This window comes from Bradyrhizobium sp. 41S5 (assembly GCF_011516665.3).
Lineage (GTDB): Bacteria > Pseudomonadota > Alphaproteobacteria > Rhizobiales > Xanthobacteraceae > Bradyrhizobium > Bradyrhizobium quebecense.
The window spans coordinates 426,912-453,036 of record NZ_CP083721.1 but is presented as its reverse complement, the minus strand read 5'-3'; the positions used below and the strand labels follow the sequence as shown (position 1 = coordinate 453,036).

Here is a 26,125-nt window from a genome sequence, read left to right as displayed (position 1 = left end):
CTTCGAAAATCTGCCTTAGACCGCCTCAGCGCCGGAGATGATCTCGATCAGCTCCTTCGTGATCTGGGCCTGACGGGTTCGGTTGTAAATCAGGGTTTGCTTACGGATCATCTCGCCGGCGTTGCGCGTCGCGCTGTCCATCGCGCTCATCTGCGCGCCGTAGAACGAGGCGTTGTTCTCCAGCAGCGCGCGGAAGACCTGCACCGCGAGGTTGCGCGGCAGCAGGCTGCCGAGAATCTGGTCCTCTTCCGGCTCGTATTCGTACGAGGTCGCGGGAGCCGCGCTGGCCGCGGGTGCAGCCACCTCGAGCGGGATGATCTGCTGCGCGGTCGGGATCTGCGCGATCACCGACTGGAAGCGCGAATAGAACAGCGTGCAGACATCGAATTCGCCGGCCTCGAACCGTGCCAGCACCTTGTTGGCGATGTCCTCGGCGTTGACGAAACCGATCTGCCGCACCGAACGCAGGTCGAGGTGCTCGACAATCCGCTTCTCGAACGTCCGCCGCAGCTGCTCGTAGCCCTTGCGGCCGACGCAGAAGAATTTGACTTCCTTGCCCTGTGCGAGCAGCGCGTTCGCCCGCTCGCGCGCCAGGCGCACGATCGCTGAGTTGAAAGCGCCGGACAGGCCGCGCTCGCCGGTGCAGACCAGCAGCAGGTGCACCTGATCGTTGCCGGTGCCGGCCAGCAGCGCCGGCGCACCGGGCGAGCCGTTGGCCGCGGCGGCGATGTTGGAAATCACCGCATCCATCTTGGTGGCATAGGGCCGCGCCGCCTCGGCGGCGTTCTGCGCGCGGCGCAGCTTCGAGGCTGCGACCATCTGCATAGCCTTGGTGATCTTCTGCGTCGCCTTGGTCGAGGCGATGCGGACCCGCATGTCTTTCAGTGACGCCATTCTTCGTCCACCCCGGCAATCCGACCGCAACGGTCAGATCGCAAGCCTCTCTGTTCCTATCGCCCGGCCAACGGCCAGGCGATGCCCTTATGCGAAGGTCTTCTTACGCAAACGTCTTCTTACGCAAATGTCTTGGCGAAGCCCTCGACCACCGTCTTGAGCTTGGCTGCGGTGTCGTCGGACAGATCGCGGCTGGTGCGGATCGCGTCGAGGATCTCGACGTTCTTGCCGCGCAGCAGCGAGAGCAGGCCGTCCTCGAACGCCTTCACCTTGTTGAGCGGCAGCGGATCGAGGTAGCCGTTGGTGCCGGCCCAGATCACGCAGACCTGCTCTTCCATCTTCAGCGGCGAGAACTGCGGCTGTTTCAGGAGTTCGGTCAGGCGCGAGCCGCGGTTGAGCAGGCGCTGGGTCGAGGCGTCGAGGTCCGAGCCGAACTGCGCGAACGCCGCCATTTCGCGGTACTGCGCGAGCTCGCCCTTGATCTTGCCGGCGACCTTCTTGGTCGCCTTGGTCTGCGCCGACGAACCGACGCGCGACACCGACAGACCGACGTTCACCGCGGGACGGATACCCTGGAAGAACAGGTCGGTTTCCAGGAAGATCTGGCCATCGGTGATCGAAATCACGTTGGTCGGGATGTAGGCCGACACGTCGTTGGCCTGGGTTTCGATGACCGGCAGCGCCGTCAGCGAACCCAAACCATGCTCCTTGTTGAGCTTGGCGGCGCGCTCGAGCAGGCGGGAATGCAGGTAGAACACGTCGCCCGGATAGGCTTCGCGGCCCGGCGGGCGACGCAGCAGCAGCGACATCTGGCGGTAGGCGACGGCCTGCTTGGACAAGTCGTCATAGATGATCACGGCATGCATGCCGTTGTCGCGGAAGTACTCGCCCATGGTGCAGGCGGTGAACGGCGCGATGTACTGCATCGGCGCCGGATCGGACGCGGTGGCGGCGACGATGATCGAGTATTCCAGCGCGCCCTGCTCTTCGAGCACCTTGACGAACTGCGCGACGGTCGAGCGCTTCTGGCCGATCGCGACGTAGACGCAATACAGCTTGAGGTTCTCGTCCGGCTGGGCGTTCAGCGGCTTCTGGTTCAGGATGGTATCGAGCGCGATCGCGGTCTTGCCGGTCTGACGGTCGCCGATGATCAGCTCGCGCTGGCCGCGGCCAATCGGAATCAGCGCATCGATCGCCTTCAGGCCGGTGGCCATCGGCTCGTTCACCGACTTGCGCGGAATGATGCCGGGCGCCTTGACGTCGACGCGCTTGCGTTCGGTGGCCTGGATCGGGCCCTTGCCGTCGATCGGGTTGCCGAGCGCGTCGACGACGCGGCCAAGCAGGCCCTTGCCGATCGGTGCGTCCACGATCGCGCGGGTGCGCTTGACGGTCTGGCCTTCCTTGATCTCGCGGTCGGCGCCGAAAATCACGATACCGACGTTATCGGTTTCGAGGTTGAGCGCCATGCCGCGCGTGCCGTTCTCGAACTCGACCATTTCACCGGCCTGGACGTTGTCGAGACCGTAGACGCGAGCGATACCGTCACCGACCGACAGCACCTGGCCAACTTCGGTGACTTCGGCTTCCTGGCCGAAATTCTTGATCTGGTCCTTGAGGATCGCAGAAATTTCTGCGGCGCGGATGTCCATCAGCCTGCCTCTTTCATCGCGTTCTTGATCGAATTGAGTTTGGTGCGAAGCGAACTATCCACCATGCGGCTGCCGAGCTTGACCACCAGGCCACCAATAATGGAGGGATCGACCTTCACGTTGAGCGCGACGTCCTTGCCCGTCACTGATTTCAGTGCGGCCTTCAGCCCGTCGAGATTCTTGTCACTGAGCTGCTCGGCGACGGTGACTTCCGCAGTCGCCTCGCCCTTGAACTTTGCCACCAGCGCGCGATAGGCGCGGATCACATCGGCCACGGCGAACAGCCGGCGATTGGCGGTGAGCACCTTGAGGAATTTCGCCGACGTGCCGGAGATGCCGGCCTTGTCGAGCACCGCGGTCAGCGCCTTCAGCTGGGCATCCGCGGCGAACACCGGGCTGCGGACGAGGCGCTTGAGATCCGCGCTCTCGTTGAGCATGGCTTCGAACTTGTCGAGATCGGCCCTGACTTGATCGACGGATTGCTCGTCGCGCGCCAACTCGAACAGGGCCGTTGCGTAACGACCGGACACTCCCGAAACGGACGGATCTTCAGCAGCCACGAGCTCGCTCTTTTTTGCTGTCAAATTCGCAAGGGAAAAACCGTCGCCACCAAAGCAGCGCCTAGCGATCCAAGCCCTTGGAATTCAAGCGGGACTTCGATTTTCGACCGGCACAGGACATGCCGGGATCGTTAAAATCGCGGCTTTGCTAACATAGCAATCGCGCAGGTGCAACATGACGGCATCGTGCGAGCCGCCTTGTCGCATGCGGTTTTTGGCGACCGCAGCCGGCGCTCGAATCAGGAAAATTCGGCGCGCGGAAATTCAGCGCGCAGCCCCCGATTCGCGCCGCCGCAGATTTGTTCCATCGAAATTTGCATGGGCCTATGGCCGAGCGCGCAGGGAACCCGAAACGGGCCGCCGTTTCATTTGGCGATTACTTACCGAAAACTTACCGCTAGCCTACTAATCAGTATTCGCTAGTATATTCTTGGTTAAAAATTTGTTAAAGGCCAAGATTACGGAACCTCGATTGAGTACCCTAAAGCGGTAACAAGATATTTCAGCCCGAGACAATTGGGAATTACTGCCCAATTCGTGCCTCATTGCGAAACCAAACGGCTTTGGTCAACGACGGGACGGGGGTTCCACTTGCCGTGTTAGCGGCAATACTGTCTGAGGGTCTTATCAATGCTGAATATCAAGAAGGCGGCGGGCAATATAACCCGCTCGCGTACGGCGCTTGCTTTTGTAGCCGCAACTATTCTGGTCGGGGGCAGCGTGACGGAGGCGTCCGCGAAGTCCAGGCACCACCATCATCGTCACCACCATCATCACCAGGCCCGCGCCGAAGGTTTGTCCTGGCGCGATGCCAATGCATCGATCCAGCCGTCCGGCGGCCACACATTCTCGGGGATGGCCTCGTTCTACGGCAATGAGTCGGGCAGCCGCACCGCTTCCGGCCAGCGCTTCAACCAGAACGCCATGACCGCCGCGCACCGCTCGCTGCCGTTCGGCACCAAGCTCCGTGTCACCCATGGCGGCCGCAGCGTCGTCGTCACCGTCAACGATCGTGGCCCGTTCGTCCGCGGTCGCGTGCTCGACCTCTCGACCGGCGCAGCCCGCGCCATCGGCCTGACCGGCGCCGGCGTCGGCCGCGTCACCGCCGAGGTCGTCTCGTAAGCGCTTCAGTAAGCGTTGCGTTGCGTACCAGCTGCGAGGCCTGCTTCGCGCCAAAGGCCTGCCGTCGCGAATGACGGCAGGCTCTTTCTTTGGCGGATTGCCTACAAGAAACTTTGCGGATCGACGTCGACCTCGAGCTTCAGATTACCCTTGGTCTTCGGACCGACCTCGAGCCATTCGCGCAGATATTGCGACAGGTCGACATTGCGCAGCGACTTCACCAGCAGGCGGAAGCGGTAGCGGCCCTTGATGACGGCAAGCGGCGCCTCGGCGGGGCCGAGCACCTGGATCCGCTCATCGAGCGGCGCCACCGCGGCGAGCTTGCGGGCAAATCCTTCTGCGGTCGGACGGTCGCCGGCGGAGACGATCAGGCTCGCCAGCCGGCCGAACGGCGGATAGCCGGTGCGCTCGCGGATATCGATCTCGCTGGCGTAGAACGCCTCGCGGTCGTTCGCGATCAAGGCCATGATGACCGGATGTTCCGGCTGATGGGTCTGCAGATAGCCGACGCCACGGCCCTGCTCGCGGCCGGCACGGCCGACCACCTGGTTCAGCAACTGGAACGTCCGCTCGGCGGCGCGCGGATCGCCGTTGCTCAAGCCGAGATCGGCATCGATGACCCCGACCAGATTGAGCCGCGGGAAGTTGTGCCCCTTGGCCACCAGCTGGGTGCCGATGATGATGTCGACGCGGCCCTCGGCGATCTCGTTGAGCTCGCTGCGCATGGTCTCGATCGAGGTGATGAGATCACTCGAAAGCACCATGGTGCGGGCCTCTGGAAAAATGTGAGCGGCCTCCTCCTGCAGGCGCTCGACGCCGGGACCGACGGCGGCCAGCGATTCCTCGGCCGCACAATGCGGGCAGATGTTCGGACGCGGCATCGAGAAGCCGCAGTGATGGCAGACCAGCCGCTGCCGGAAGCGATGATCGACCAGCCATGCGTCGCAGATCGTGCAGGCGAAGCGGTGGCCGCAGGCGCGGCAGAGCGTCAGCGGCGCGTAGCCGCGACGATTGAGGAACAGCAGCGCCTGCTCGCGGCGCTCGATCGCATGGCGAATCTGCTCGGCCAGAACCGGCGAGATGAAGCGCCCGCGCGGCGGCGGCGCACGGCGCATGTCGATCGCCTCGATGTGCGGCATGTGCTGGCCGCCGAACCGCGACGGCAGCGCCACGCGCTGGTAGCGCCCCTTGCGCGCATTGACCTCGCTCTCGACGGAGGGCGTCGCCGACGCCAGCACGATCGGGATCCTGGCGATATGGGCGCGGACCACCGCCATATCGCGCGCGTGATAATGCGCGCCCTCGTCCTGCTTGTAGGCCTGGTCGTGCTCCTCATCGACGATGATGAGACCGAGATCGGCGTAAGGCAGGAACAGCGCGGAGCGGGCGCCGACCACGACCGGCGCCTTGCCCTCGGAGATCGCCGCCCAATTTCGCGCCCGCGTGCGCGGCGTGAGCTCCGAATGCCATTCCAGCGGCCGCACGCCGAAGCGCTGCGCGAAACGGTCGAGGAACTGGCCGGTCAGCGCGATTTCGGGCATCAGGATCAGGGTCTGCTTGCCGCGGCGGATATTCTCCGCGATCGCCTCGAAATAGACCTCGGTCTTGCCGGAACCGGTGACGCCGTCGAGCAGCGCGACGTGAAAGCTGCCGCTCGCCGCCAGCGTCCGCATCACATCGACCGCACTGCGCTGCTCGCGCGAAAAATCCGGCTGCGCGTAGGAGGGATCAGGAATCGGCGGCGGTGCGGGCGGCGGCATCGCCTCGACCGTCAGCGCGCCCTCGTCGACCAGGCCGTCGACCACGCCCGAGCTGACGCCGGCCTCCCGCGCCGCCTCCGACTTGCCGTGCAGCAAGCCATCCGACAGCACCTCGATCAGCCTCCGGCGCGCCGGTGTCAGGCGCCGTGGCGGCTCGCCCACGAGGCGCACCCCGAGCCGCATCCGCTCCGGCCCAAGGTTCTCGCCCATCCGCAGCGTCATCCGCAGCACCATGCCGCGCGCCGACAAAGTGTAAGTGGAGACCCAGTCGACGAGCTGGCGCAGTTCCGCCCTGAGCGGCGGAACATCAAGCTTCTCGCTGACGTCCTTGAGCCGGTTGTGCAACCGCGGATCCGGCTTGGCATTCTCGGCCCACACCACCGCGACGACCTCGCGCGGTCCCAGCGGAACACAGATCACATCGCCGGGCGCAAGCTCCATGCCGCGCGGGACGCGGTAGGAATAGGTCTGGTTCAGCGCGACAGGCACCAGCACGTCGACGACGCGGGTCGTCGATGCGGAGGCTGGGCTGGGGCGTGTGGTGTGGTCCATTGAATCAGAGCTTTGAGCCGGGCTAGCACCGCTGCGCGTTCTTAGCGAACGGTAAACGAAGGCAGTGCGATATAATCAGGAGATTAGCAGCGCCAATAGCCCTTATGGACGTGCCCGCTCAAGACATGCCCGCTCAAGACATGGCCCGGACCGATCAGCCCATTCCACCGCTCGAGCTCGACTGCGCCGACGTGTCGGTCACGCAGGAGATGACGCGCTGGCTGTCGCATCTGCGCGCCGAGCGGCGGCTGTCGCCGAAGACGCTCGAGGCCTACGCCCGCGATGTGCGTCAATGCCTGGCCTTCCTGGCCGAGCACTGGGGCGCGCGCGTCACGCTTGCGGCATTTTCCGCGCTCGAGGCCAGTGACGTCCGCGCCTTCATGGCGATGCGCCGCGCCGACGAGATCGGCGGCCGCTCGCTGATGCGGGCGCTGGCCGGCCTGCGCTCGTTCGGACGTTTCCTGGAACGCGAAGGCAAGGGCAAGGTCGGTGCGCTCTCGGCGATCCGCGCGCCCAAGGTGGCGAAGAGCCTCCCGAAGCCGATCCATATGGAAGCGGCGAAACGCTTTGCCGATGCCGACGAGCGCGCCGGCGAAACCCGCGAGACCTGGATCCTGGTGCGTGACGCCGCCGTGATGGCGCTGCTCTATGGCTCCGGTCTGCGCATCTCCGAGGCATTGGGACTGAAGCGCCGCGACGTGCCGAAACCGGGCGAAGGCGACGTGCTGGTTGTCACCGGCAAGGGCAACAAGACCCGCATGGTACCGGTGCTGCACAACGTGCTGCAAATGATCGCGGACTACGCGGCGATCTGTCCGCATCAGCTCAGCCCCACCGGGCCGATGTTCGTGGGTGCGCGCGGCGGTCCGCTCAGCCCGCGCATCATCCAGCTCACCATGGAGCGGCTGCGCGGCGCGCTCGGCCTGCCCGACAGCGCAACGCCGCATGCGTTGCGGCACTCCTTCGCCACGCATCTGCTCAGCCGCGGCGGGGATTTGCGCGCGATCCAGGAATTGCTCGGCCACGCATCGCTGTCGACCACGCAGATCTACACCGGCATCGACAGCGAGCGCCTGCTGGAAGTCTATCGCTCCGCGCACCCGCGCGGCTGAGCGCCCGGACCTGAGTTCAAAATACGGCGCGGGGCTGGCATCAATGCGCCGTTCATCTTGCGCCGTTCATTCATGCGGCTGCCACAAATCGCTCGGCACTTGCCTTGTGCGCCGCATTCAGCAATCGTGGCGCGGTCTCATCCGGAGGGGGAATCATGAGCGCACATGAAAGTATGGAGCAGGCGGAGCATGCCGAGCATGCGTCGGGCGAGAACAAGAAGATCGCCCTCCTGATCGCCGTGATCGCGCTCTGCCTGGCGCTGTCGGAAACGCTCGGCAAGGGTGCCCAGACCGAATCGATCAGCAAGAACGTCGAAGCCTCCAACCTCTGGGCCTTCTTCCAGGCCAAGAGCATCCGCCGCACCGCGGTGCAGACCGCAGCCGAACAGGGCAAGCTGAACCTCGCGACCACCACCGACGAGGCGGCCAAGGCCGCGCTGCAGAAGCAGATCGACGACTGGCAGAAGACCGCGGCACGCTACCGCTCGGAGCCGGAGACCGGCGAGGGATCAGAGCAACTCTCCGAACGCGCCAAGCACGCCGAGCATGAGCGCGACGAGGCCACCGCGAAATATCATCACTTCGAGCTTGCCTCCGCCGCCTTCCAGATCGCCATCGTGCTGGCGTCCGCAACCATCATCACCGGCATCGCCGCGCTGGCCGCGGTGTCCGGCCTGGTGACGCTCGCCGGCGTCGTGATGACGTTGCTCGGCCTGTTCCAGCCGCACCTGCTGCCCTTGCATTGAGCTGAAAGGCTCGGCCCTCCCTCCGTCATCCTGAGGAGCGCGCATTGCGCGCGTCTCGAAGGATGAACGGCCTGGCTGGTGGCCGTCGATCCTTCGAGGCTCGCTCCGCTCGCGCCTCAGGATGACGGGGAAAGGGTCGTTGCCTAGAGAACCTTGCTGGTCTGGTGGACGCTTTTGCGGAAGCGCGCGATCAGGCGCAGCGTGCGCGCGGTCCAGCCGTCACCATCGCCACTGATCATCTCGAGGATGCGCCGCTTGACCGGCTCGACCAGCGCGGTGGCCTTGGCGCGCAGCGCCATCACGTAGTTATAGAGCGCCTCGAACCAGGGCATCTCCAGCAGTTTCGATCGGGTCACGTCGAACAGGAAGGCGGTGACGCCGACGCCGACGATCTTGGCGAACAGGATCAGTGAGACCGCGCTGAACCAGTATTGGTTCGCCAACAGCCAGATTCCGACCAGCTTGAGCGGAAACAGCGGGATCAGCGGCACGACGAAGACGATCAGCGTCATCGCCGGCGACAGTGAATCGACCCGGTCGGCAAGCCATTGCTTGAACGCGCGCAACGGGATCCACGCCACCACCCGGGCCACGATCGGCTCGAGGTGATCCCATAGCCATGCCTCGATCAGGAAGATGATCGCAAGCAGGACCCAGAACGGCTGAAGCAGACGGCGCAACATCACTATGATCTCTACCCGACACGCGACCGGGATGTTCGATCACATATGGATGGCGCGCTTGCCCACCGCAAGCGCGGCTTCCTTGATCGCCTCGGAGCGGGTCGGATGTGCGTGGCAGGTGCGCGCCAGATCCTCCGCCGAACCGCCGAATTCCATCAGGACGCAGGCTTCGTGGATCATTTCGCCGGCTTCCCGGCCGACAATGTGCACGCCGAGCACTCGATCCGTCTTCGCATCTGCGAGAACCTTCACGAAGCCGTCGGTGGTCTGATTGACCTTGGAGCGGCCGTTCGCGGTAAACGGGAATTTGCCGACGGTGTAAGCGACGCCGGCCTGCTTGAGATCTTCCTCGGTCTTGCCGACCGACGACACTTCCGGCGTGGTATACACAACCCCTGGAATGACGTCGTAGTTCACATGGCCGGCCTGGCCCGCGATGATCTCCGCGCAGGCAACGCCCTCGTCTTCCGCCTTGTGCGCCAGCATCGGCCCGGCCACGACGTCGCCGATAGCGTAGATGCCCTTCACATTGGTCGAGAAGTGCGCGTCGATCTCGACCCGGCCGCGATTGTCGAGCGCAACGCCGGCTTCCTTCAACCCGAGGCCCTCGGTGTAGGGCACGCGGCCGATGCACACGAGCACGACGTCGGCTTCGATGGTTTCGGCAGCGCCGCCCGCGGCCGGCTCGATCCTGGCCTGAAGCGTCTTGCCCGAGCTGTCGACCGAAGTGACCTTGGCGCCGAGCCTGAAGGCGAAACCCTGCTTTTCCAGGATGCGCTGGAATTGCTTCGCCACTTCGCCGTCCATGCCGGGCAGGATGCGGTCGAGGAATTCCACCACGGTGACCTTGGCACCGAGACGATGCCAGACCGAGCCGAGCTCGAGCCCGATCACGCCGGCGCCGACGATCAGCAGCCTTGACGGCACCTTCTCCAGCGACAGCGCGCCGGTCGACGACACGATGCGCTTCTCGTCGATGTCGATGCCCTTCAACCGCGTGATGTCGGAGCCGGTGGCGATGACGATGTTCTTGGTCTCGACGATCTCGGACTTGCCGTCGCCGGAGACCTCGACCTTGCCGGCGCCGAGGATCCTGCCGGTACCCTTGAGGACGTCGATCTTGTTCTTCTTCATCAGGAACTCGACGCCCTTGACGTTGCCGTCAATGCCCTGCTGCTTGAAGTCCATCATCGCGGGCAGATCGAGCTTCGGCGCGGAGACGCTGACGCCCATCTTGGCGAAGGAGTGCGCGGCTTCCTCGAACATCTCGGAGGCGTGCAACAGCGCCTTCGACGGCATGCAGCCGACATTGAGGCAGGTGCCGCCCAGCGTCGCGTTCTTCTCGACGACGGCGACCTTCATGCCGAGTTGCGCCGCGCGGATCGCGCAGACATATCCGCCGGGCCCGGTGCCGATGACGACGAGATCGTAAGAAGCCATGATAGAGGTCCTGTAGCTAAACTCTGTGACAGTTGGGCAGGCGCGATCTGATCGGAAGGCCGCTTCCCGCTTCTTGATCGTGTTCTAGCGACCGCCCGATACGTCGAGGATCGCGCTGGTGACGTAAGATGCCTCGTCCGAGATCAGCCAGACGATGGCGTTGGCGATCTCGTCCGCGGTGCCGACGCGCTTCATCGGCACCATATGGGCCAGCCGATGGGCGCGATCGGGCTCGCCGCCCGCGGCGTGGATGTCGGTGTCGATCAGCCCGGGCCGGATGCCGGCGACGCGGATGCCTTCACCGGCAACTTCGTAGCCGAGGCCGACCGTGAAGGAATCGATCGCCCCCTTGGAGGCGGCATAGTCGACATAGGTATTGGGCGCGCCGAGCCTTGCCGCGACCGAGGAGAGGTTGACGATGACGCCGCCCTGGCCGCCGTGCCTGGTCGACATGCGCTTCACCGCCTCGCGCGCGCACAGGATGCTGCCGGTGACGTTGACCGCCATCATCTGCTGGATGCGCTCGGCCGACATCTCGTCGACACGCACACCGCTCTTGCCGACGATACCGGCATTGTTGACGAGCGCGCCGAGCGTGCCGAACCCATCGGCCGCCTTGAACAGCGACAGAATGTCCTGCTCGCTGCCGACGTCGCACTTCACCGCGATCGCTTTGCCGTTCCTGGCCTCGATCGCGGCGACGACCTCGTTGGCCGCAGCCTGGTTTGTGGCGTAGCCGACCACGACGCGATAGCCGCGCGCGGCAGCCGCAAGTGCGGTAGCGCGGCCGATGCCGCGGCTGCCGCCGGTGATGACAACGACCTTGTCTGTCACATTGATCCCCAAAGGTGAGCACCTAACGAATCGAGACGCCTGAACCGATCGGGCGCCGCGCGCGATATGACCTTAGAGATCCAGCACAAGCCGGGCCGGATCTTCCAGGCTCTCCTTGACGCGCACCAGGAAGGTGACCGCTTCCTTGCCGTCGATGACGCGGTGATCGTAGGACAGCGCCAGATACATCATCGGGCGCACCTCGATCTTGCCGCCGACCACCATCGGCCGTTCCTGGATCTTGTGCATGCCGAGGATGCCGGACTGCGGCGCGTTGAGGATCGGCGTCGACATCAGCGAGCCGTAGATGCCGCCATTGGTGATGGTGAAGGTGCCGCCCTGCATCTCGTCGATCTTGAGCTGACCGTCGCGGGCGCGCCGGCCGTAATCGGCGATCGACTTCTCGATCTCGGCGATCGACTTGTGATCGCAGTCGCGCACCACCGGCACCACCAGGCCGCGGTCGGTGCCGACCGCGACGCCGATGTGGTAGTAGTTCTTGTAGATCAGGTCAGAGCCGTCGATCTCGGCGTTGACGGCCGGAATGTCCTTCAGCCCCTGCACGACTGCCTTGGTGAAGAAGCCCATGAAGCCGAGCTTCGAGCCGTGCTTCTTCTCGAACCTATCCTTGTAGAGGGCCCGCAGCTTCATCACCTCGGTCATGTCGACCTCGTTGAAGGTCGTCAGCATCGCGGCGGTGTTCTGCACGTCCTTGAGGCGGCGCGCGATGGTCTGGCGCAGCCGGGTCATCTTCACGCGCTCCTCGCGCGCGGCATCGTCCGCCGGCGACGGCGCACGAACCTGCACGGCGGCGGCCGGCTGGTTGACCGGGGTCGGCGCCGAGGCGGCCTTCTCGATCGCGGCCAGCATGTCGCCCTTGGTCACGCGGCCATCCTTGCCCGAGCCCGGAACGGTGGAGGCGTCGAGGCCGCTTTCGGCGGACAGCTTGCGCACCGAAGGCGCCAGCGGCGCATCCGCCGGCGGCACCTTGGGCGCGGCAGGGGCCGGTGCGGGAGCGGCGGCAGGCGCCGCAGCAGCCGCTGCCTTGGCCGGAGCCGCGGCAGCAGCCGGCTTGGCCGGGGCAGCGCCGTCATTGATCTGGCCGAGCAGCGCGCCGACGGCGACGGTCTCGCCATCCTTGGCGATGATCTCGCCCAGCGTGCCGGCGACCGGCGCCGGCACCTCGATGGTGACCTTGTCGGTCTCCAGCTCCACCAACGGCTCGTCCACCGCGACGGCCTCGCCGGCCTTCTTGAACCAGCGGCCGATCGTGGCCTCGGTTACGGATTCGCCGAGCGTCGGAACGCGAATTTCAGTCATGGTCTTTTCCTCGATAACCTTGCGGTCGCAAATTTGGCCCGCCACCGTCCGCCAAAGCGAACGACCCGGTACTCCGTGACGACAGCGGTGAGGCTGGATGACGCGGGATACCGGATGCCCCGCTCCAGTGCGCAATTGCGCACAAGGCGGGGCATGGCTTCAGTGAAGGTCGTTAGTTCAGAGCGTCGTCGAGCAGCGCCTTGAGCTGCGCGAGATGTTTCGACATCAAACCGGTGGCGGTCGCCGCCGATGCCGGACGGCCGGCATAGCGCGGACGCTTGTTGGCTGCGTTGGTCTGGTTGAGCACCCATTCCAGATAGGGCTCGATGAAGTGCCAGGAGCCCATGTTGCGGGGCTCTTCCTGGCACCAGACCACCTCGGCAGCCTTGAAGCGGCCGAGCTCCTGCACCAGCGCCTTCAGCGGCACCGGATACAGCTGCTCGATGCGCATCAGATAGATGTCGTCGACGCCGCGCTTCTCGCGCTCCTCGTACAGGTCGTAATAGACCTTGCCGGAGCACAGCACGACGCGACGGATCTTGTCGTCCGGCACCAGCTTGATCTTCTCGTCCGGCAGCATCTGCGCGTCATCGTACAGGATGCGGTGGAAGGTGGCGTTCTTGCCGAGCTCGTCGAGCCGCGACACGGCGCGCTTGTGACGCAGCAGCGACTTCGGCGTCATCAGGATCAGCGGCTTGCGGATTTCGCGATGCAGCTGGCGCCGCAGCACGTGGAAGTAGTTTGCCGGCGTGGTCGGATTGACCACCTGCATGTTATCCTCGGCGCACATCTGCAAATAGCGCTCGAGGCGCGCGGAGGAATGCTCCGGCCCCTGCCCCTCGTAGCCATGCGGCAGCAGGCAGACAAGGCCCGACATGCGCAGCCATTTGCGTTCGCCCGAGGAGATGAACTGGTCGAACACCACCTGTGCGCCGTTGGCGAAGTCGCCGAACTGAGCTTCCCAGAGCGTCAGCGCATTCGGCTCGGCCAGCGAGTAGCCGTACTCGAAGCCGAGCACCGCCTCTTCCGACAGCAGCGAGTTGATGACCTCGTAATGGCCGGTGTCCTCGCCGCCGAGATGGTTGAACGGCGTGTAGCGGCTCTCGTCCTCCTGGTCGATCAGGACCGAATGGCGCTGCGAGAAGGTGCCGCGCTCGGAATCCTGGCCGGACAGGCGCACATGATGGCCTTCCTGCAGCAGCGTGCAGAACGCCAGCGCCTCGCCGGTCGCCCAGTCGATGCCGACACCGGTGTCGATCGCCTTGGCGCGATTGTCGAGGAAGCGCTGAATGGTGCGGTGGGCGCGGAACCCGTCCGGCACCTTGGTGATCTTGCGGCCGATCTCCTTGAGCACGGCGACATCGACACCGGTGACGCCGCGGCGGGCGTCTTCTTCCTGATCGGCCGACTTGAAACCGGCCCATTTGCCGTCGAGCCAGTCGGCCTTGTTCGGCTTGTAGCCCGAGCCTGCTTCGAGCTCGGCATCGAGCCGTGCGCGCCAATCGGCCTTGGCCTTCTCGACCTCTCCCTCGGTCAATACGCCGTCGGCGACCAGCCGCTTGGCGTAGATCTCCAGCGTCGACGGGTGCGAGGCGATCTTCTTGTACATCACCGGCTGGGTGAACGCCGGCTCGTCGCCCTCGTTGTGGCCGTGACGCCGGTAGCAGAACATGTCGATGACGACCGGCTTGTGGAATTTCTGCCGGAACTCGATCGCGACCTTGGCCGCGAACACCACGGCCTCCGGATCGTCGCCATTGACGTGGAAGATCGGCGCATCGATCATCTTCGCGACGTCCGACGGATAGGGCGACGAGCGCGAGTAGCGCGGGTAGGTGGTGAAGCCGATCTGGTTATTGACGATGAAGTGCAGCGAGCCGCCGGTGCGGTAGCCCTTCAGGTCGGACAGGCTGAAGCATTCCGCCACCACGCCCTGGCCGGCGAACGCCGCGTCGCCGTGCATCAGAAGCGGCAGGACCGAGATGCGCTGGTCCGGCGGATCGCCGTGCTGATCCTGCTTGGCGCGCACCTTGCCCATCACGACGGGATCGACGATCTCAAGATGCGATGGATTTGCCGTCAGCGACAGATGGATGTTGTTGCCGTCGAACTCGCGGTCCGAGGACGCGCCGAGGTGATACTTGACGTCGCCGGAGCCTTCGACCGAGTCCGGATTGGCCGAACCACCCTTGAATTCATGGAACAGCGCGCGGTGCGGCTTGCCCATCACCTGAGTCAGCACGTTGAGGCGGCCGCGATGCGGCATGCCGACCACGATCTCCTTCACGCCGAGATTGCCGCCGCGCTTGATGATCTGTTCGAGCGCCGGGATCAGCGATTCGCCGCCATCGAGGCCGAAGCGCTTGGTGCCGGTAAACTTGGTGTCGCAGAACTTCTCGAAGCCGTCGGCTTCGATCAGCTTGTTGAGGATCGCGCGACGTCCCTCGCGTGTGAAGCTGATCTCCTTGTCCGGACCTTCGATGCGCTCCTGGATCCACGCCTTCTGCGCGGCGTTGGAGATGTGCATGAACTCGACGCCGAGCGTCTGGCAGTAGGTGCGCTCGCAGATCTGTACGATCTCGCGCAGCGTGCCGTATTCGAGGCCGAGCACGTGGTCGAGGAATATCTTGCGGTCGAAGTCGGCCTCGGTGAAGCCATAGGAGCGCGGATCGAGCTCCTCGCGGTCGCGCGGCGCCTCGATGCCGAGCGGATCGAGCTTGGCGTGGAAATGGCCGCGCATGCGATAGGCGCGGATCAGCATCAGCGCGCGAACCGAATCGCGGGTGGCCTGATGCACGTCGGCGTCGGACAGCTCGGCGCCCTTGGCCTGTGCCTTGGCGGCGAGCTTGGTGCCGACCGCCTTCTCGACCTGGGCCCAGTTGCCGTCGAGCGCCGAGGTCAGCTCGTCACGCGGCGTCACCGGCCAGTTGGCACGGCCCCACGAAGCACCCTCGGCATTCTTCTGGACGTCGGCCGGGGCGTCCTTCAGGCTCTTGAAGAAATCCTGCCATTCGGCGTCGACCGACGACGGGTCCTGCTCGTAGCGGGCATAGAGATCGTCGATGTAGGCGGCGTTGGTGCCCTGCAGGAATGATGAGAGAGCAAAAGCAGCATTCGCGTCTTGGCGAGACATGGGCAGTCCTGGTGATTTTTTTCGGTTCGCGCGTAGGAGACGGCGCTGGCGCCGGTCTGGAAGTGCGCCGGCTGGATTGATACCCTTTACCCTATCTAGGACAGATATTCCTGCCTAAAAGAACCAAGAAATGAACTTATTTTCATATTTTATTGATCAGCATTCTGGCGGCAAAACGCAGTAAAAGGGCGGGTTCCCCAAGAAGAACCCGCCCAAAACCACGTCAAACCTCGAAGGGAACTTCGCCTGACGGAGCTTACTTGAGCATCTCGGCGAGCGTGTGCCCGAGCCGCGCCGGCGACGGCGACACCTTGATGCCAGCGGCCTCCATCGCCGCGGTCTTGGAACCGGCATCGCCCTTGCCGCCGGAGATGATCGCGCCGGCATGACCCATGCGGCGGCCGGGAGGTGCGGTGACACCGGCGATGAAGCCAACCATCGGCTTCTTGCGGCCGCGCTTGGCCTCGTCCTTGAGGAACTGGGCGGCGTCTTCCTCGGCGGAGCCGCCGATTTCGCCGATCATGACGATCGATTTGGTCTTCTCGTCCGCCAGGAACATCTCCAGCACGTCGATGAACTCGGTGCCCTTGACCGGATCGCCGCCGATGCCGACCGCGGTGGTCTGGCCGAGGCCCTCCTGGGTGGTCTGGAACACCGCCTCATAGGTCAGTGTGCCGGAGCGGGAGACGATGCCGACCGAGCCGGGCTTGAAGATGTTGGCCGGCATGATGCCGATCTTGCACTCGCCGGCGGTCATCACGCCGGGGCAGTTCGGCCCGATCAGCCGCGACTTCGAACCCGACAGCGAGCGCTTGACGCGCACCATGTCGAGCACCGGAATGCCCTCGGTGATGCAGACGATCAGCGGGATCTCCGCATCGATCGCCTCGCAGATCGCGTCCGCCGCGCCCGGCGGCGGGACATAGACCACGCTGGCGTCGGCGCCGGTCTTCGCACGCGCGTCGGCGACGGTGTCGAACACCGGCAGGTTGAGATGGGTCGAGCCGCCTTTGCCCGGCGCCACGCCGCCGACCATCTTGGTGCCGTAAGCGATCGCCGCTTCCGAATGGAACGTGCCGTTCTTGCCGGTGAAGCCCTGGCAGATGACCTTGGTGTTCTTGTCGATCAGAATGGACATGGTTCGAGATGCTTTCGCGAGACGGTCGGTGAAGGGTTCAGTGGATACGCCGGTACACGCCGGTGAGCACGTCGGCCCACCCTTCCGCGTCGGGCGAGAATTGGATCTTCATGGTGTAGGTGTTGTCGTCGACGACCTCGTAGACGTGACGGGCATTGCCGCGCAGCGAGCCGCGCACCAGGATCAGCGACTTGCCCGCCCAGCCGCCGGACGCCGGCGACGGCGGGTAGTAGCCGAGTGAATCGTGCCAGAACAATCGGTAGGCCCGATCCTCGCGGTCGTAGGTGAAGACGCCGTGGGTGGCGAAGCTCTCCTTGCCGTCGCGGGTCTGCACGCAGTCCTGGATCAGGTAGAAGCCGTTGAGCGCGATGCGCGCAACGACATGCGAGGTCGCCGGACCGCCTGCGGTCCAGCGCGACGGATAAACCATCTCGTCGCCGTTCCACTCGCCCGCGAAGACCGCGAGCTTGCGGTGTTCGTCCAGCGGGGTCGGAGCGTCGAGATGATCGGCCATCGTTAGCCTCCCTTGACGGCCTTCACGATCTTCTGTGCAGCGTCATCGAGATTGTCGGCGGGCACGACGTTGAGGCCGCTGTCGCGGATGATCTTCTTGCCCTGCTCGACATTGGTGCCTTCGAGGCGCACCACCAGCGGCACCTTGAGGCCGACCTGCTTCACCGCGGCAACCACGCCCTCGGCGATCACGTCGCACTTCATGATGCCGCCGAAGATGTTGACCAGGATGCCCTTCACGTTCGGATCGGCGGTGATGATCTTGAACGCAGCTGCGACCTTCTCGACGCTGGCGCCACCGCCGACGTCGAGGAAGTTCGCCGGCTCCATGCCGTAGAGCTTGATGATGTCCATCGTCGCCATGGCGAGGCCGGCGCCGTTGACCATGCAGCCGATCGTGCCGTCGAGCGCGACGTAGTTGAGGTCATATTTCGACGCCTCGATTTCCTTGGCGTCCTCCTCGGACTCGTCGCGTAGCGCGACCACGTCCGGGTGACGGTAGAGCGCGTTGCTGTCGAACGACACCTTGGCGTCGAGCACGCGGAGCTGGCCCTGCTTGGTGACGACGAGCGGATTGATCTCGAGCATCGCCATGTCCTTGGCGGCGAAAGCTGCATAGAGCTGGCCGGTCAGCTTCTCGGCCTGCTTGGCGAGATCGCCCTTCAGCTTCAGCGCCTCGGCAACCGTGCGGCCGTGGTGAGGCATGATGCCAGTGGCAGGATCGACCGAGAACGAGACTATCTTTTCCGGCGTCGAATGCGCGACGTCCTCGATGTTGACGCCGCCCTCGGTCGACACCACGAAGGAGATCTCGGAGGTCTCGCGATTGACCAGGATCGAGAGGTAGAACTCCTTGTCGATGTCGGAGCCTTCCTCGATGTAGAGGCGGTTGACCTGCTTGCCGTGCGGGCCGGTCTGCACCGTGACCAGCGTCGCGCCCAGCATCTGCTTGGCGAACTCGTCGACCTCGGCAACCGACTTGGCGATACGGACACCGCCCTTGTCGCCGGCGGATGCCTCCTTGAACTTGCCCTTGCCGCGACCGCCGGCATGGATCTGGCTCTTCACCACCCAAATCGGGCCGGGGAGCTGCTTTGCCGCCGCATCCGCATCTTCCGGCTTCAGCACCGGCACGCCGCGCGAGATCGGCACGCCGAATTCATGCAGCAGAGCCTTGGCCTGGTATTCGTGGATATTCATGGAAAGACGCTCCAAACCCTCGTGCGGCAAACTTCAAGTCAGCCTTGACGCTGGTATACCATATACCAAAGCTCGCGCAACTACAAAATCCGCCGGAATTTCATCACCTTGTACCCGACAGGCGATTGAAGTCGCCTATCGGGCCATTGCCGATCGAGATTACTTGCCGAGCAGATCGGGCGCGATCTTCTTGCAGGCGTCGACCAGGCCCTGCACCGCGCCGACCGACTTGTCGAAGGCTTCACGGTCCTTGCCGGCGAGCTCGATCTCGACGATGCGCTCGACACCCTTGGAGCCGATCACGGTCGGCACGCCGACATACATGTCCTTCACGCCGTACTCGCCGTTGAGATAGGCGGCGCAAGGCAGCACGCGCTTCTTGTCCCTCAGATAGCTCTCGGCCATCTGGATCGCGGACGCCGCCGGCGCGTAGAAGGCCGAGCCGGTCTTGAGCAGGTTGACGATCTCGGCGCCGCCATTGCGGGTGCGGTCGACGATCTCGTCGATGCGGGCCTGCGAGGTCCAGCCCATCTTGACGAGGTCGGGCAGCGGAATGCCGGCAACGGTCGAGTAGCGGGTCAGCGGCACCATGGTGTCGCCGTGGCCGCCGAGCACGAAGGCGGTGACGTCTTCGACCGAGACGTTGAACTCGTCGGCCAGGAAATAGCGGAAGCGCGCGGAGTCGAGCACGCCGGCCATGCCGACCACCTTCTTGTGCGGCAGGCCCGAGGCCTTCTGCAGCGCCCAGACCATCGCATCCAGCGGGTTGGTGATGCAGATGACGAAGGCGTCGGGCGCGTACTTCTTGATGCCGGCGCCGACCTGCTCCATGACCTTGAGGTTGATCGACAGCAGATCGTCTCGGCTCATGCCGGGCTTGCGCGGCACGCCCGCGGTGACGATGCAGACCTTGGCGCCGTCGAGCGCTTCATAGGAGTTGGCGCCGACCAGGTTGGAGTCGAAGCCGTCGACCGGCGACGACTGCGCGATGTCGAGCGCTTTGCCCTGCGGCACGCCCTCGGCGATATCGAACAGCACGACGTCTCCGAGTTCCTTGAGGCCAACGAGGTGCGCCAGCGTTCCGCCGATCTGTCCGGAGCCAATCAGTGCAATCTTGTCGCGTGCCATGGGAAATCAGTCCTTTGAACTGGTGCAGGAGGGAGGGAAGTCGGTTGCAAGGGTGGTTATCCCTTTCGAATGATCCATTCAAGTCGCGGCCTGCCCGATTGGGGGCCTCGCCTGGAATTCGATCAGGCATGCCAGCAACATCCGCCGGGAGACACGAAAAGTTGCTCCGAACCGGACCGCGCGCAAGACCGAATTTCGAGGCTGAATTTCAAGACTGAGTTTCAGGTCTCGACCAGGCCGGTCGACGAGCCGCTGGCCGCGGAGTCCTTGCGGCCGTGCGGCAGCGCCAGATAGGATTCCGAGCTCATCTCGATCAGGCGCGAGGACGTGCGCTTGAACTCCATCGCCTCGATGCCGTCGGTCGCAAGGTAAAGCGACACCGGATCAGCCTCGGCCGAGGCCATCAGCTTCACGGCATTGTCATAGAGCGTGTCGATCAGCGAGATGAAGCGCTTGGCGGCGTTGCGCTCGGCGTAATCCATCACCGGAATATGGTCTATCAGGATGGTGTGGTAGTCGTGCGCGAGCCTGAGGTAATCGGACGCGGCGAGCGGCTTCTCGCAGAGATCGGCGAAGCTGAAGCGCGCGACGCCATGCGACGAGCACGGCACAGTCAGCAAACGCTTTTTTATCTCGATAAGGCGCGCCTTGCACGGCGCGTTGCCAGTCATCTTGCGCCACGCCGCATTGAGCACATCGCGAGCCGCGTCATCCGCGGGCACCAGCCACATCTTCACGCCGACGAGCTTCTCGAGCCGGAAGTCGGTGCGTGCATCGAGCCGCAGCACATCCATGTGGTCGGAAATCTGCGCGATGAACGGCAGGAACAGCGCGCGATTGAGACCGCCCTTGTAGAGATCATCAGGCGCGACGTTCGAGGTCGCGACCACGACGGTGCCGAGATCGAACAGCTTTGCAAACAGCCGCCCGAGGATCATCGCATCCGCGATGTCGGTGACGTGGAATTCGTCGAAGCAGAGCAGCCAGGCCTCGTCGAAGATCGCCTGCGCGGTGAGCGCGATCACGTCGCCGTCCGCGATCTCGCCGCGCGCGATCTGCTGGCGGTAGCCATAGATGCGCTCATGCGCTTCGGCCATGAATTCGTGGAAATGGGCGCGGCGCTTGTGCTCGACCGGGCTCTGCTGGAAGAACAAGTCCATCAGCATGGTCTTGCCGCGGCCGACCTCACCATGGACATAGAGGCCGCGCGGCGGCGTGTCGTCCTTGTCGCCGCCGAACAGCCGTCCGAGCAGGCTCTGCTTGCGCTGCGGCTTGTAGCTCGCGAGCCGCTCCTCCAGCGCGCCGAGCGCCTCGGCGGCGAGGGCCTGCGCAGGATCGGCCTCGATCGCGCCGGAGGCGACCAGGGACTTGTAGTGCTCGAGAAAGGAACTGGGCGAGGTGGACAGCATGAGCCCACCTTACGGCCCTAGTGCACGGCAAATTGCAAGCCGTGAATTGTGCCAATGGGGTATGCAAGCGCAGGCCCTTGCATACCACGACCGACCGCGCCGGCCGCTGCCTGACACCTTAAGCCGCGATCCTAAGAAACCTCACGCGCAGAGCGCGTAGGAATCCTCGACCACGTAAGGGCCGCCGCCTGTCGACGCGCGCGACGAGAACAGCACGAAGCGGTCCGCCATGAAGCTGCGGCTCGGGAAGTAGCCGCGCACCGACAGATAATCCGCGACGTCCTGGCTCGATGCGTCATGCAGACGCGCGAGCGTGACATGGGGCGTGAATTTCCTGCCCTCGGGATCGAACCCCATCCGCTGCATCATCCGCTCGAGCTCGGCCTGCAGTTCGATCAACGGCCGACTGGGCTCGACGGCGGCAACCACCGCGCGCGGCTTGCGTCCACCGAAGCTCGACAGGCCCTGCAATTTGACCTCGAACGGCTTTCGGTTCACCCGAAACAGCATCGTCGCGATCTCGTTGGCCCAGAGGCCATCGATGTCGCCGATGAAGCGCAGAGTGACGTGATAATTTTCGGGATCGATCCAGCGTGCGCCGGGAAGGCCGCCACGCAAATTGGAAAGTGTCTGGCCGATCTCGGCCGGAATTTCCAGTCCAGTGAACAGACGCGGCATCGCAATAATCCTCGATGCTTGGCGCGGGTTTTGGGAGCCCGCACCGTGTAACAGCCCGGTGACGAATCACCGATGCCTATTTGTACCCGAGATATGTGACTCTGCGAAGCATGACCCGTTGACAGCTCGTAAACCTACGGGCACAACACGGCCAGCTGCCTGCGTTTCAACTGCGTTGCCCTGATATTGCGCCGAGAAATGCCTCCACCGTGGGCAGGATGTTCTTCACGACGATGTCCACACCTTCCGCCGTCGGATGCATGCCGTCGGCCTGATTGAGCTTGGCATCGGCAGCAACGCCATCGAGGAAGAACGGATAGAGCGGCACGCCGAGCGATTTCGACAGATCCGGATAGATCGCGTTGAACTTCGCTGCATACTCGCTGCCATAGTTCGGCGGCGCGAGCATGCCGCACAAGAGCACGGCGATCTTGCGCGCCTGCAACTTTGTGATGATGTCGGTGAGCGCGGCACGCGTCACCGCGGGATCGATGCCGCGCAGCGCATCGTTGGCGCCGAGCTCGACGATCACGGCGGCAGTTCCGTCAGCCACCGACCAGTCGAGCCGCTCGCGGCCCCCTGAGGCGGTATCGCCGGACACCCCGGCATTGGTCATCTCGACCTTTATCCCCTTGGCTTCCAAGGCTTTTTGCAGCCGGACCGGAAATGCAGCCGCGGCCGGAAGGCCATAACCGGCGCTCAGGGAATCGCCCAGAACCACCATTTTGATCGGTTTCGCCGAACCTGGCGCCGGGCCATTCTCCGATCCTGGCGTCTGCGCACTTGCCGCCGTCATCAAGCCCATAAGCAACACGAGTATGTGCACGAAGATTCTCAACCGGCCCTCGACCGCAGCAGCGGAAGTGCCATATGACCGAACCATGGACAGTCTCATCGAATCCTCTTCACTGACCGACGTCGAGCCGGACACCATTGCCGTCAGGAACGTCAATCTCTCGCTCGGCACCGGCGCGGCACGGGTCCATATCCTCAAAGATATCAGCCTTCGTGTGGCAGCGGGTGAGGCCATCGGCCTGATCGGCCCGTCGGGTTCGGGCAAGTCGACCTTGCTGATGGTGATGGCGGGGCTTGAACGTCCTGACAGCGGAGAAGTGGTCGTCAACGGCACGTCGTTCAATGCCCTCGATGAAGATGCGCTGGCGCGCTTCCGCGGCCGACAGGTCGGCATCGTCTTCCAGTCGTTCCATCTGATCCCGACCATGACCGCGCTGGAGAACGTCGCCGTGCCGCTCGAACTCGCCGGCAATCCCGATGCCGCCGCGCGCGCCGCGCAGGAGCTGCAATCGGTCGGGCTCGGCGAGCGGCTGCATCACTATCCGACGCAGCTTTCCGGCGGCGAGCAGCAGCGCGTCGCGATCGCGCGTGCGCTTGCACCCGATCCCGCGATCCTGGTTGCCGACGAGCCGACCGGAAATCTCGACGAGACGACGGGAAAGCAGATCATCGACCTGCTCTTCACCAAGCACACCGAGCGCGGCATGACGCTGGTGCTGGTGACGCACGACCTTTCGCTCGCACAGCGCTGCGATCGTGTGGTGCGGCTGCGCTCCGGCCGCATCGACGGACAATCCCCGACATGAGCATTGCGTCCGAAGTCGCGGTGCAGAGCCGCGCGTCGTCGCTTGCCTTCCGCTACGCACTGCGCGAATTGCGCGGCGGCCTGCGCGGTTTCTACGTGTTCATCGCCTGCATCGCGCTCGGCGTGATGGCGATTGCCGGCGTCGGCTCGGTCGCCGCGAGCCTCGGCGACGGCCTGTCGCGCGAGGGCCGCACGCTGCTCGGCGGCGACGTCGCATTCTCGCTGATCTCGCGCGAGGCCAAGCCCGACGAGGTCGCGTATCTGCGCACCCGCGGCGAGGTTTCAGTGGCAGCCACGCTGCGCGCGATGGCCCGCAGCGGCGACGGCAAGCTGGCGCTGGTCGAGCTCAAGGCGGTCGACGGCAAATATCCGATGCTCGGCGAGCTGACGCTCGAGCCAAACATGCCGACAGCCGATCTGCTCGCCGAACGCGACGGCGTCTATGGCGCGGCCGCCGATTCAGCGCTGTTGGCGCGGCTCGACCTGAAGCTCGGCGACCGAGTCACTATCGGCAGCGCGACCTACCAGATCCGCAGCGTGGTGGCGGCCGAGCCTGACAAGCTCGCCGGCGGCGTCGGCCTCGGGCCGCGCTTCCTGATCAGCGAGGCGAGCCTGCGCGCCACTGACCTGTTGCAGCCGGGCAGCCTGGTGCGCTGGATTTACCGGGTGAAGCTGCCCGACGGCGCCAACGACGATCGCGCCACCACCGCACTGATCGACGGCGCGCGGGCCGCCGCGCCGGAAGCCGGCTGGGAAGTCCGCAGCCGCAACAACGCCTCGCCGCAGCTCGAACGCACCATCAACCGCTTCACCCAGTTCCTGACCCTCGTCGGCCTCGCCGCACTGCTGGTCGGCGGCGTCGGCGTCGCCAACGCGGTGAAGAGCCATATTGACCGGCGCCGCGACGTCATCGCCTCGTTCAAGGCGCTCGGCGCCACCGGCCGCGACGTCTTCACGATCTACTGCACGCAAGTGGTGGTGTTGGCCGGGATCGGTTCGGTGATCGGGCTGGTGCTCGGCGCCGCGCTGCCCTTCGTCATCGTCGGCCTGTTCGGCAATCTGCTGCCGCTGCCGGTAGTGCCGGCCCTGCATCCCGACGAACTCGCGCTCTCCTTCCTCTACGGCCAGCTCACCGCGCTGGCATTCGGGCTGTGGCCGCTCGGCCGGGTCCACGACGTGCCGGTCGCCGCGCTATTCCGCGAGACCGTCGCCAGCGAATGGCACCGCCCGCGCTGGAGCTATCTCGCGCTGATGGCGCTGGTGATCGCACTCCTGATCGGGGTTGCGATCGGGCTCGCCTATGACAAGCGGGTGGCCGCCGTGTTCGTCGCCTCGTCGATCGCGGTATTCCTGCTGCTCCGCGGGATCGCCGAGATCCTGATGGCGGTGGCGCGGCGGTTGCCGCGCAGCCGCATGACCATGCTGCGGCTCGCAATCGCCAACATCCACCGGCCGGGCGCGCTGACGCCGTCGGTCGTGCTGTCGCTGGGGCTCGGGCTCGCGGTGCTCGTCACCATCACCCAGATCGACGGCAATCTGCGCCGGCAATTCCTGGCCGCATTGCCGGAGCGGGCGCCGTCGTTCTTCTTCATCGACATCCCCTCCACCGAAGCCGATCGCTTCGCCGCCTTCCTGTCGCGGATCGCTGCCGGCTCGACCGTCGAGGACGTGCCGATGCTGCGCGGGCGCATCGTCGCCGCGCGCGGCGTCAAGGCCGACCAGCTCAAGCCGTCGGTCGATTCGGAGTGGGTGCTGCAAAGCGACCGCGGCCTGACCTACACCGGCGAAGTTCCCAAGGGTTCGAAGATCGTCGAGGGCGAATGGTGGGGACCGGACTACAGCGGACCTCCGCTGGTCTCGATGGAGAAGAAAATCGCTGACGGCCTGTCCTTGAAGATCGGCGACGAGATCGTGGTCAACGTGCTCGGCCGCGATGTGCCGGCGAAGATCGCCAATCTGCGCAACATCGACTGGCAAGGGCTCGGCATCAATTTCGTGCTGGTGTTCTCGCCGAATGCCTTCAAGGGCGCCCCGCATAGCCACGTCGCGACCCTGACGGAACCCCATGGTGACGGCCCCGATGATGCGCGCATCATCAAGCAGGTCGCCGACGCGTTCCCGATGGTGACCAGCGTTCGGGTCCGCGAGGCGCTGGAGACGGTCGGCACCGTCGTCAGCAATCTGGTGCTGGCGATCCGCGGCGCCAGCGCCGTGACGCTGATCTCGGCGATCCTGGTGCTGGGCGGCGCGCTCGCCGCCGGGCACCGCCACCGCGTCTATGACGCCGTGATCCTCAAGACGCTCGGCGCCACGCGGGTGCGATTGCTCGGCGCCTACGCGCTGGAGTATCTGATGATCGGCTTTGCAACCGCAATATTCGGGGTGATCGCCGGTTCGGTCGCGGCCTGGCTGATCGTGACGCGGCTGATGACGCTGAGTTTCATCTGGCAGGCCGGCAGCGCCGCGCTGGTCGTGGTCGCCGCGCTGGTCGTCACGGTCGGATTGGGGCTGGCCGGAACGCTGCTCGCGCTGAACCAGAAGCCGGCCTCGGTGTTGCGGAATTTGTGACAATTTGTAGCGGCGGCAGCGCCGTTTTGCCTATAAATGCTAGGCTAGAGCGACATTCGGCCGCGCGTGGAAGCTTGCGTCGGATG

Annotated in this window: 21 protein-coding genes; 5 read left to right on the top strand and 16 right to left on the bottom strand. The window is 64.8% G+C overall.

The genetic code is table 11. From position 1 onward, the window contains the following. Positions 1-15 precede the first annotated feature (15 nt). The 3 genes from HAP47_RS02235 to HAP47_RS02225 all read right to left on the bottom strand — a co-directional run bounded on the left by HAP47_RS02235 (position 16) and on the right by HAP47_RS02225 (position 3,103). The gene (locus HAP47_RS02235; RefSeq protein ID WP_173639623.1) at positions 16-894 is read right to left on the bottom strand and encodes a F0F1 ATP synthase subunit gamma; all 879 of its coding nucleotides are present in this window, start codon (positions 892-894) and stop codon (positions 16-18) included. Positions 895-1,013: 119 nt separating this feature from the next. Beyond that, the gene (gene atpA / locus HAP47_RS02230) at positions 1,014-2,543 is read right to left on the bottom strand and encodes a F0F1 ATP synthase subunit alpha (RefSeq protein WP_092121635.1); all 1,530 of its coding nucleotides are present in this window, start codon (positions 2,541-2,543) and stop codon (positions 1,014-1,016) included. Next, positions 2,543-3,103 carry a F0F1 ATP synthase subunit delta gene (locus HAP47_RS02225; protein ID WP_173639624.1) on the bottom strand — a complete coding sequence of 187 codons (561 nt, stop codon included), beginning with the start codon at positions 3,101-3,103 and terminating at the stop codon, positions 2,543-2,545. The genes atpA and HAP47_RS02225 overlap by 1 nt, the downstream gene beginning before the upstream one ends. A 630-nt stretch (positions 3,104-3,733) precedes the next feature. Here HAP47_RS02225 and HAP47_RS02220 point away from each other — a divergent pair. After that, a complete protein-coding gene (locus HAP47_RS02220; protein WP_173639625.1) occupies positions 3,734-4,225 on the top strand; it encodes a septal ring lytic transglycosylase RlpA family protein in 492 nt (163 codons plus the stop codon). Positions 4,226-4,326: 101 nt separating this feature from the next. Here HAP47_RS02220 and HAP47_RS02215 read toward each other — a convergent pair whose 3' ends face one another. Further along, entirely contained in the window at positions 4,327-6,537 is a 2,211-nt protein-coding gene (locus tag HAP47_RS02215; RefSeq protein ID WP_173639626.1) for a primosomal protein N', read from the bottom strand. 140 nt (positions 6,538-6,677) lie between these two features. Here HAP47_RS02215 and HAP47_RS02210 point away from each other — a divergent pair, with 140 nt between their 5' ends. Further along, the gene (locus HAP47_RS02210; RefSeq protein WP_173639627.1) at positions 6,678-7,649 is read left to right on the top strand and encodes a tyrosine recombinase XerC; all 972 of its coding nucleotides are present in this window, start codon (positions 6,678-6,680) and stop codon (positions 7,647-7,649) included. A 155-nt stretch (positions 7,650-7,804) separates the two neighbouring features. Then, positions 7,805-8,395, top strand: a complete 591-nt coding sequence (locus HAP47_RS02205) for a DUF4337 domain-containing protein (RefSeq protein WP_173639628.1) — start codon at positions 7,805-7,807, stop codon at positions 8,393-8,395. 143 nt (positions 8,396-8,538) lie between these two features. Here the strand turns inward: HAP47_RS02205 and HAP47_RS02200 are convergent, their stop codons facing one another. From HAP47_RS02200 to HAP47_RS02145, 12 genes are all read right to left on the bottom strand, one after another. After that, the gene (locus HAP47_RS02200; protein ID WP_173639629.1) at positions 8,539-9,078 is read right to left on the bottom strand and encodes a hypothetical protein; all 540 of its coding nucleotides are present in this window, start codon (positions 9,076-9,078) and stop codon (positions 8,539-8,541) included. Between the two features lie 39 nt (positions 9,079-9,117). Next, positions 9,118-10,518, bottom strand: a complete 1,401-nt coding sequence (gene lpdA / locus HAP47_RS02195; protein WP_173639630.1) for a dihydrolipoyl dehydrogenase — start codon at positions 10,516-10,518, stop codon at positions 9,118-9,120. Positions 10,519-10,602: 84 nt separating this feature from the next. After that, on the bottom strand, positions 10,603-11,352 hold the full coding sequence (locus tag HAP47_RS02190; RefSeq protein ID WP_173639631.1) for an SDR family oxidoreductase: 750 nt from the start codon (positions 11,350-11,352) through the stop codon (positions 10,603-10,605). Positions 11,353-11,424: 72 nt separating this feature from the next. Beyond that, entirely contained in the window at positions 11,425-12,672 is a 1,248-nt protein-coding gene (gene odhB / locus HAP47_RS02185) for a 2-oxoglutarate dehydrogenase complex dihydrolipoyllysine-residue succinyltransferase (RefSeq protein ID WP_173639632.1), read from the bottom strand. Between the two features lie 172 nt (positions 12,673-12,844). Beyond that, positions 12,845-15,805 carry a 2-oxoglutarate dehydrogenase E1 component gene (locus tag HAP47_RS02180; RefSeq protein WP_173639633.1) on the bottom strand — a complete coding sequence of 987 codons (2,961 nt, stop codon included), beginning with the start codon at positions 15,803-15,805 and terminating at the stop codon, positions 12,845-12,847. 256 nt (positions 15,806-16,061) lie between these two features. Continuing rightward, a complete protein-coding gene (gene sucD, locus HAP47_RS02175) occupies positions 16,062-16,943 on the bottom strand; it encodes a succinate--CoA ligase subunit alpha (protein WP_092121610.1) in 882 nt (293 codons plus the stop codon). 37 nt (positions 16,944-16,980) lie between these two features. Next, positions 16,981-17,457 (bottom strand): DUF1579 family protein, encoded by a 477-nt coding sequence (locus HAP47_RS02170; RefSeq protein WP_173639634.1) that lies wholly within the window; start codon positions 17,455-17,457, stop codon positions 16,981-16,983. A gap of 2 nt (positions 17,458-17,459) precedes the next feature. Further along, positions 17,460-18,656 (bottom strand): ADP-forming succinate--CoA ligase subunit beta, encoded by a 1,197-nt coding sequence (gene sucC / locus HAP47_RS02165; RefSeq protein WP_173639635.1) that lies wholly within the window; start codon positions 18,654-18,656, stop codon positions 17,460-17,462. 159 nt (positions 18,657-18,815) lie between these two features. After that, positions 18,816-19,784 carry a malate dehydrogenase gene (gene mdh, locus HAP47_RS02160; protein WP_092121604.1) on the bottom strand — a complete coding sequence of 323 codons (969 nt, stop codon included), beginning with the start codon at positions 19,782-19,784 and terminating at the stop codon, positions 18,816-18,818. A gap of 221 nt (positions 19,785-20,005) precedes the next feature. Beyond that, positions 20,006-21,193 carry a cell division protein ZapE gene (zapE, locus tag HAP47_RS02155; RefSeq protein WP_173639636.1) on the bottom strand — a complete coding sequence of 396 codons (1,188 nt, stop codon included), beginning with the start codon at positions 21,191-21,193 and terminating at the stop codon, positions 20,006-20,008. Positions 21,194-21,334: 141 nt separating this feature from the next. Continuing rightward, entirely contained in the window at positions 21,335-21,871 is a 537-nt protein-coding gene (gene thpR / locus HAP47_RS02150; protein WP_173639637.1) for an RNA 2',3'-cyclic phosphodiesterase, read from the bottom strand. 166 nt (positions 21,872-22,037) lie between these two features. Continuing rightward, positions 22,038-22,697 carry an arylesterase gene (locus HAP47_RS02145; RefSeq protein ID WP_173640702.1) on the bottom strand — a complete coding sequence of 220 codons (660 nt, stop codon included), beginning with the start codon at positions 22,695-22,697 and terminating at the stop codon, positions 22,038-22,040. Positions 22,698-22,752: 55 nt separating this feature from the next. On the opposite strand from HAP47_RS02145, the gene HAP47_RS02140 reads away from it, so the two are divergent. Together HAP47_RS02140 and HAP47_RS02135 are read left to right on the top strand one after the other, a co-directional pair. Then, the gene (locus HAP47_RS02140) at positions 22,753-23,472 is read left to right on the top strand and encodes an ABC transporter ATP-binding protein (protein ID WP_173639638.1); all 720 of its coding nucleotides are present in this window, start codon (positions 22,753-22,755) and stop codon (positions 23,470-23,472) included. Then, positions 23,469-26,039 carry an ABC transporter permease gene (locus HAP47_RS02135; RefSeq protein ID WP_173639639.1) on the top strand — a complete coding sequence of 857 codons (2,571 nt, stop codon included), beginning with the start codon at positions 23,469-23,471 and terminating at the stop codon, positions 26,037-26,039. Before HAP47_RS02140 ends, HAP47_RS02135 begins: the two co-directional genes overlap by 4 nt. Positions 26,040-26,125 lie beyond the last annotated feature (86 nt).